Origin of the sequence: Bacteroides sp. OM05-12, assembly GCF_003438995.1 — a bacterium.
Taxonomy (GTDB): Bacteria; Bacteroidota; Bacteroidia; order Bacteroidales; family Bacteroidaceae; genus Bacteroides.
In genome coordinates this window covers 20971-27878 of record NZ_QSUN01000035.1, presented here as the reverse complement: position 1 = coordinate 27878, position 6908 = coordinate 20971, and the positions used below count along the sequence as shown (strand labels likewise).

Annotated in this window: 5 protein-coding genes; 2 read left to right on the top strand and 3 right to left on the bottom strand. The window is 38.1% G+C overall.

Going from position 1 to position 6908, the window contains the following annotated elements:
- Positions 1–137 precede the first annotated feature (137 nt).
- A complete protein-coding gene (locus tag DXB63_RS16680; RefSeq protein WP_122127520.1) occupies positions 138–488 on the bottom strand; it encodes a helix-turn-helix domain-containing protein in 351 nt (116 codons plus the stop codon).
- A 166-nt stretch (positions 489–654) separates the two neighbouring features.
- On the opposite strand from DXB63_RS16680, the gene DXB63_RS16675 reads away from it, so the two are divergent.
- On the top strand, positions 655–1185 hold the full coding sequence (locus DXB63_RS16675) for a DJ-1/PfpI family protein (protein WP_122127517.1): 531 nt from the start codon (positions 655–657) through the stop codon (positions 1183–1185).
- A 126-nt stretch (positions 1186–1311) separates the two neighbouring features.
- On the opposite strand, the gene DXB63_RS16670 is transcribed toward DXB63_RS16675, so the two are convergent.
- Positions 1312–3945 carry a valine--tRNA ligase gene (locus DXB63_RS16670; protein ID WP_122127519.1) on the bottom strand — a complete coding sequence of 878 codons (2634 nt, stop codon included), beginning with the start codon at positions 3943–3945 and terminating at the stop codon, positions 1312–1314.
- Between the two features lie 135 nt (positions 3946–4080).
- Between DXB63_RS16670 and DXB63_RS16665 the strand changes: the two genes are divergently transcribed.
- A complete protein-coding gene (locus DXB63_RS16665; RefSeq protein WP_122127516.1) occupies positions 4081–5124 on the top strand; it encodes a DUF3810 domain-containing protein in 1044 nt (347 codons plus the stop codon).
- Here DXB63_RS16665 and DXB63_RS18295 read toward each other — a convergent pair.
- Positions 5102–6781, bottom strand: coding sequence for a response regulator (locus DXB63_RS18295; protein ID WP_233522886.1), 1680 nt, complete (start codon positions 6779–6781; stop codon positions 5102–5104). The genes DXB63_RS16665 and DXB63_RS18295 overlap by 23 nt on opposite strands.
- Between the last annotated feature and the right edge of the window lie 127 nt (positions 6782–6908).

Below are 6908 nucleotides of genomic sequence, written 5' to 3'. Positions count from 1 at the left end.
AAGGAGTACCGCTGTACTCCAACCTTTGTTAACCTTAAAATCTAATACTATGAAAAACACAGTACAAAGATACGGCTTTTGAACAGAACTCCAAATTTTTCTGCCGGAAAACCATGTTTTATAACATCATTTAATAGTTACGACTCCGCCATCCTATTCTTCAAAATAACCGGCATATACTCCAAAGCCCATTCTACAAGTGCTTCTACGTGGGGAATAAGACTATGGCCGGTACTCGTTAAATTATATTCTACCTTCGGTGGCACTTGAGCATATATTTTACGCTCCACCAACCCATCTGATTCCAATGTACGAAGTGTGACAGTAAGCATCCGTTGTGAAATGTCTCCGATTGTTTTATGAATATCACTAAATCGCATCGTGCCGTTTGCATTCAGCGTAACCAAAACCAGCATAGACCATTTGTCACCAAGCCTGCTCAATACGTCCCGTATCGGGCAACTTCCTGTAGGATGAAATTTTTGCATTTTTTTAATCTCTTCTATCATGTTGAACATCAGCAATAGTTACCTTTATGTAACTTCCTTATCCTGAGGTACGTTCTTGTTTATATGAATAAGGAAGCATACATTTGCATTACAAAAGTAATAAACTTACGAAAAATAACTATTGTTTTATTTAATATTTAAGATTATGGCAAAGAAAGTAGCAGTTTTAGCAGTTAATCCGGTAAACGGGTTTGGTTTATTTCAGTATTTAGAAGCATTTTTTGAGAACGGCATTTCTTATAAAGTATTTGCCGTGGCAGAAAGCAAAGAGATTAAGACAAATTCGGGTATTACATTATTTACGGATGATGTAGTGGCTAACCTGAAAGGACATGAAGGCGAATACGATGCATTGGTATTTTCATGTGGAGATGCTGTTCCTGTATTCAAAGAATATGCCGAAAAGCAATACAATATTGATTTGATGGAAGTTATCAAGACTTTCGGAGAAAAAGGCAAGTTAATGATAGGGCATTGTGCTGCGGCGATGATGTTTAATTTTACAGGAGTGACGGCCGGAAAGAAACTTGCAGTTCACCCACTTGCAAAACCGGCAATACAGACCGGAATCGCTACTGATGAAAAATCTGTTATAGACGGGAATTTCTATACGGCACAAGATGAGAATACTATTTGGACGATGATGCCTGAATTAATAAAGGTGTTGAAAGCATAAAAAGATAAAGCAAACAAGAGGTTCCTATTATAAACAATAAAAAAATCTGCAAACCAACATCTTAGGTCGGTTTGCAGATTCTTATATTTATATATCAGAACGATTCTTTATAATCCGAGAAGTATTTTATGCTTTCTTCAACGTAGCGATGCTTTCCTTCAAAGAAGCAATTTTGCTTTCCGCATCGGCTTGTTTCTTGCGTTCCATGTCGATAACATTTGCAGGAGCCTTACCTACAAACTTTTCATTGCTTAGTTTCTTCAACACAGATTGAAGGAATCCTTCCTGATACTTTAGTTCGGCTTCCAATTTTTCTATTTCAGCTTCCACGTCAATCATATTGCCCAATGGTACTGCATATTCTGTTGTTCCCACCAAGAATGAAACAGAGCCGTCACTCTTCGTCTCTACCGTTTTAACAGCAGAAAGATTACACAATTTTGAAATCAGACTTTGATAGTTGGTTATATCAGATTCATCGACAATCTCCAGTTCCAACGCATCTTTTTGCGGAATATTCTTTTGTACACGAACAGTACGGATACCACTGACAACATCTTTGAGCGTTTCAAACCAACTTAAAACTTCTTTACTTTGTGCGGGAAGCTCCTCTACATTGCTCATTTGTTGAGTCATAAGGCTTTCACCTGCTTTACGCTCTTCAATATTCTGCCACAGCTCTTCCGTAATAAACGGCATGAACGGGTGTAGAAGTTTCAAGAGTTCATCGAAATATTTCAGTGTCAGTTCATAAGTTCTGCGATCAATCGGTTGTCCGTATGCCGGCTTAATCATTTCCAAATACCAGGAAGAGAACTCATCCCAGAACAACTTATAAACAGCCATCAAAGCCTCGCTTAAACGATACTTAGAAAATAGGTCTTTCACCTCATATGCCACGTCACCCAGTTTGATAGAAAACCATGCGGTTGCCAGTTGTGCATACTCCGGCTGCTCGATATCGGCTACATTCCAACCTTTAACCAAACGGAATGCATTCCATATTTTATTATTAAAGTTACGTCCCTGTTCGCAAAGAGCATCATCAAACAAAATATCGTTTCCGGCAGGAGCTGCAAGCATCATACCCATACGCACACCATCCGCACCATATCTTTCGATTAATTCTAACGGATCCGGTGAATTACCGAGAGACTTAGACATCTTACGCCCTATTTTATCGCGTACAATCCCGGTAAAGTAAACGTTCTTAAACGGCATTTTGCCCTCGTATTCGTAACCTGCCATAATCATACGCGCCACCCAGAAGAAAATAATATCCGGCCCTGTAACAAGGTCACTGGTAGGATAATAGTAATTTATTTCCTCATTGTTCGGGTTATTGATTCCATCAAACAGGGAGATAGGCCATAACCATGAAGAGAACCAAGTGTCGAGGCAGTCTTCATCCTGACGCAAATCAGAAATGGTTAAGTTGCTGTTCCCTGTTTTTTCTTTTGCCAACTTCAATGCCTCTTCAGAAGTTTCGGCTACTACATAACCACCTTCAGGCAAGAAATAAGCAGGAATACGGTGTCCCCACCAAAGTTGGCGACTGATGCACCAGTCTTTGATGTTTTCCATCCAATATTTATAGGTATTCTTATATTTTGCCGGATAGAATTTAATCTCGTCGCTCATTACCGCTTCCAGCGCAGGCTTAGCAAGTTCTTCCATTTTAAGGAACCATTGCATGGAAAGTTTCGGTTCAATAGCCACATTGGTACGTTCGGAAAAACCTACTTTATTGGTATATGCTTCCACCTTTTCCAATAATCCGGCAGCAGCAAGGTCTTTCTCTATCTGCTCGCGTACATCGAAGCGATCCATACCTACATATCTACCGGCAGCCTCACTGATGGTTCCGTTGTCATTAAAAATATCAATGCTCGGCAAGTTATATTTTTCACCCAGCATATAGTCATTCACATCGTGCGCCGGAGTCACTTTCAGACATCCCGTACCGAATTCTATATCTACATAGTCATCTTCAATTACCGGAATGACACGTCCAACCAACGGAACGATAACTTTCTTTCCTTTCAAATGTTGATTCTTCGGGTCATTCGGATTAATACACATTGCCGTATCACCCATGATGGTTTCAGGACGCGTAGTAGCAACTACCGCGTAACCGTCTTCTCCTTCAATCATATATTTCAGGTAATACAGTTTGCTGTGTTCTTCTTTATAGATAACTTCCTCATCACTTAGAGCAGTCAAAGCCTTCGGGTCCCAGTTTACCATACGTACTCCGCTGTAAATCAATCCTTTATTGTAGAGGTCTACGAAAACCTTCAAGACACTTTCACTACGTTTCTCATCCATAGTGAAAGCCGTGCGATCCCAATCACAGGAAGCGCCGAGTTTTCTAAGCTGTTTTAGGATAATGCCTCCATGCTTGTCTGTCCAGTCCCATGCATGTTTTAGGAATTCATCACGGGTAAGATCGGTTTTCTTTATACCCTCCGCTGCCAGTTTATTTACAACTTTAGCTTCGGTGGCAATAGAAGCATGATCTGTGCCCGGCACCCAACAAGCATTCTTGCCTTCCATGCGGGCACGACGAACCAGAATATCCTGAATGGTATTGTTAAGCATGTGTCCCATGTGCAGTACACCGGTTACATTCGGAGGAGGGATGACGACAGTATAAGGCTCACGTCCATCGGGTTTTGAACTGAATAATTTGTTTTCCATCCAATACTGATACCACTTATCCTCAACGTCTGCGGGATTGTACTTACTTGCTAATTCCATTTTTAATATCTTGTTATTAGTTGATTTTCGCATAATTGCGTGCAAAATTAATAAAAAAGCTTTGAATATGTAGGAAAGAGCACAAGGTATTTCTTCTTTTGTTATTTTTGCGAAGATTATTTAAAGAATAATGATATGAAGATTAGCAAAAAGGTTCGATTAGTGATTTTAGGTCTGTTGATATTGTTGATCTGGATAACGAGATACTTCCCGGCTATGGGAGAATGGTATGCCTTACATATTTATCCTTATATTTCTATTGTATTATCTTCTTTTTCATCTCTATTTCCTTTTTCATTAGGAGATTTATTTATTCTATTGAGCATCATTGGTGTAGTTGTTTATCCTTTTGGGGCATGGCATAGAGGGTTGTCTTGGAAGCACTCCCTGCTTAAAGTTACAGAATATCTGCTTTGGGTCTCTGTGTGGTTTTATATTGCATGGGGATTAAACTATTTCCGAGAAGATTTTTATACGAGAGCATCCGTCTCACCGATAGAATACAATCAGAAGAGCTTTCAATATTTCTTGCAGGAATATGTGACCAATCTGAATGCCTCTTATGTTTCGATGTCGAACTTGGACAAATACAGTGTCGCTTTAAACATAAAAGAGGGATATGCTCGCATGGACATATCTTTTGGGCTGGCACACCCCAAAGCCTGGCAACGGGTAAAAGTTATGATGTTTTCTCCTTTCATTTCTAAAGTTGGCGTTTCCGGTTACATGGGACCATTCTTTTCGGAATTTAATCTGAATAGAGATTTATTGCCGTCACAATACCCCTCTACTTATGCACATGAAATGGCACATTTATTAGGGATAACGAGTGAAGCCGAAGCAAATCTTTATGCTTATCTGGTTTGTACAGAGTCTGATAATCCTCAGATTCGGTTTAGTGGTTATTTTTCCCTTTTATCCCATGTATTCAGGAATGTATCGAATCTTCTTCCGGAGAATGAACAACAGCAGATGGTAAATTCCATAAAGCCGGAAATCATTCAATTATATAAAGACAATCGGGCATATTGGTCAGAGAAATACAGTCCTACTATCGGTGGCATTCAAGATATTATCTACGAATGGTACTTAAAAAGCAATAAAATCTCCAACGGACAGAAAAATTATTCGGAAGTGATTCAATTACTTTTGGCCATCACCAATCCATCGAAGGAATAAACTTTTTGATTGCTACCTTTAATTCCTGAGGATCTATCGGCTTTGTAAGAAAGTCTGAGCAACCACACTCATATGCCAACAGTTTATCCGCATCATACGCATAGGCAGTCTGCATAATGACAGGTAGGTCCGGCTGTGTCTTTTTGATTTCTTTTAATGCTTCTATGCCGGTCATCTTTGGCATCTTTATATCCATTAAAACTATATCTATCTTCTCTTCATTAGCTATATTAACAGCTTCCAAACCATTATGAGCCCAAATTAGTGTACAGTATTTTTTCAGAACACTTTTTAAAAGCAGGTAATTCCCTTCATTATCTTCTGCAATCAGAACAACGGGACTATCCCCCTTAGATTGCTTTTTTATCGTAATTACAGGTGAAACGGACATTTCTTCTTGCTGAACATCAGCCATATCCGTTGAAAGCTGATTGTCAGATGTATCTGTATTGTCCGTCACTGGTACAATCGGTTCTTCTTTTGGTATAGATGCTGTTCCATCCTCTCTTTCCTTATTCTTTTTACGTAAAATAAAGAATACAGTAAAAATGAGAATTAATAACGCTCCTACTACAAATAAACAAATAAATACGATACGGTGCTTTTGAAAGTCAGGAATATTAATGATCTCATAGTTAGCAGGAATAGAAGAAACAGGTATGTTCCATCGTTTAAGTTCTTGCCAATCTACCACATACTTCTTGCGGCTTTGCGTAATAGGCAACTCATTAATACTTTCTCCTTTTAATATTCTGGATGCATAACTTATTTCTTCCTCAACTTGTATTTCGGCAGTAGTGATATACCCTCCTAATACTCCCATGTTGTAACCGACTCCTTCACTTATAACGCTAAAAGTTGGAATAGAGGCTAACTGCCCGATACGCATTGTGATAAAATCATATTTTGTTTGTACAAAAACAGAGTGTTTTACCATTCCACTTAATGACCATAATACATTCTTGCCTTTATCCTCTCGTGCGTTTATATAATAAAAAGTGGTGGTATCGGGAGGAGAGAACCGTTTCTCTATTTGTTCCAGAAATGGCAAATATTTCTTTGTTATCTGTACGGAATCATTGTTCTCCAACAGATTGAATATCCATGTATTTGCAAAACGATTCTTCTTGTTGGTAAATTGTATTGCCATTTCACGGACCACTTGTTTACCGAGAAAAGTCTCATCATGAAAAAAAAGGATTCGTGATCTTCCCAGTAAACGTTCTATCATTTCCGCATTTTCTACGTAATCCGGTTTATCCCAGAATCCGGTAACGTTAGAATAGTCTTGAAGTGTTTCCCAGTTTGGGAAATTAACCCCAGAAAAAATGATTGGAATAGTTTTTAAAAAAGGATGGTAACAAGCAAGTGTGGAATAAGTAGCTTGATCTTCGTTAAGTATTATCAAATCCGGTTTCCATACCTGTATAGAGTCAATAAAATGATATACCCTATCTAATTCTTCATCTTTAACAAATTGTTCACAATCCAAATAGAAAAACTTAAGTTCGGCCTTTATCTTCTCCTTTTTAAGATTCTCAGCAATCAATTTATTGAAATGAGGATAAACCGGGTAGTTCGGTTCATAAGAATGAATCACCAAAATTCGATAATTGTCTTTTGCAGTTTTTTTTGCAAAAGCAAGAGTGCATTTCATAGTAAAAATGCAAAGTAACAAGACTATAAATAAATATTTTTTTTTCTGGAAAGACATAGTGTCTTCTTTTAATAAATATTACATTTCTACATATATTATAATATGCAAACATAATCTATTTTTTTGA

Excerpts from the sequence above, each read along its gene's own strand:
- DXB63_RS16680 (WP_122127520.1), bottom strand. The coding sequence starts at position 488 with ATGCAAAAATTTCATCCTACAGGAAGTTGCCCGATACGGGACGTATTG.
- DXB63_RS16675 (WP_122127517.1), top strand. The coding sequence starts at position 655 with ATGGCAAAGAAAGTAGCAGTTTTAGCAGTTAATCCGGTAAACGGGTTT.
- DXB63_RS18295 (WP_233522886.1), bottom strand. The coding sequence starts at position 6,781 with ATGAAATGCACTCTTGCTTTTGCAAAAAAAACTGCAAAAGACAATTAT.
- DXB63_RS16670 (WP_122127519.1), bottom strand. The coding sequence starts at position 3,945 with ATGGAATTAGCAAGTAAGTACAATCCCGCAGACGTTGAGGATAAGTGG.
- DXB63_RS16665 (WP_122127516.1), top strand. The coding sequence starts at position 4,081 with ATGAAGATTAGCAAAAAGGTTCGATTAGTGATTTTAGGTCTGTTGATA.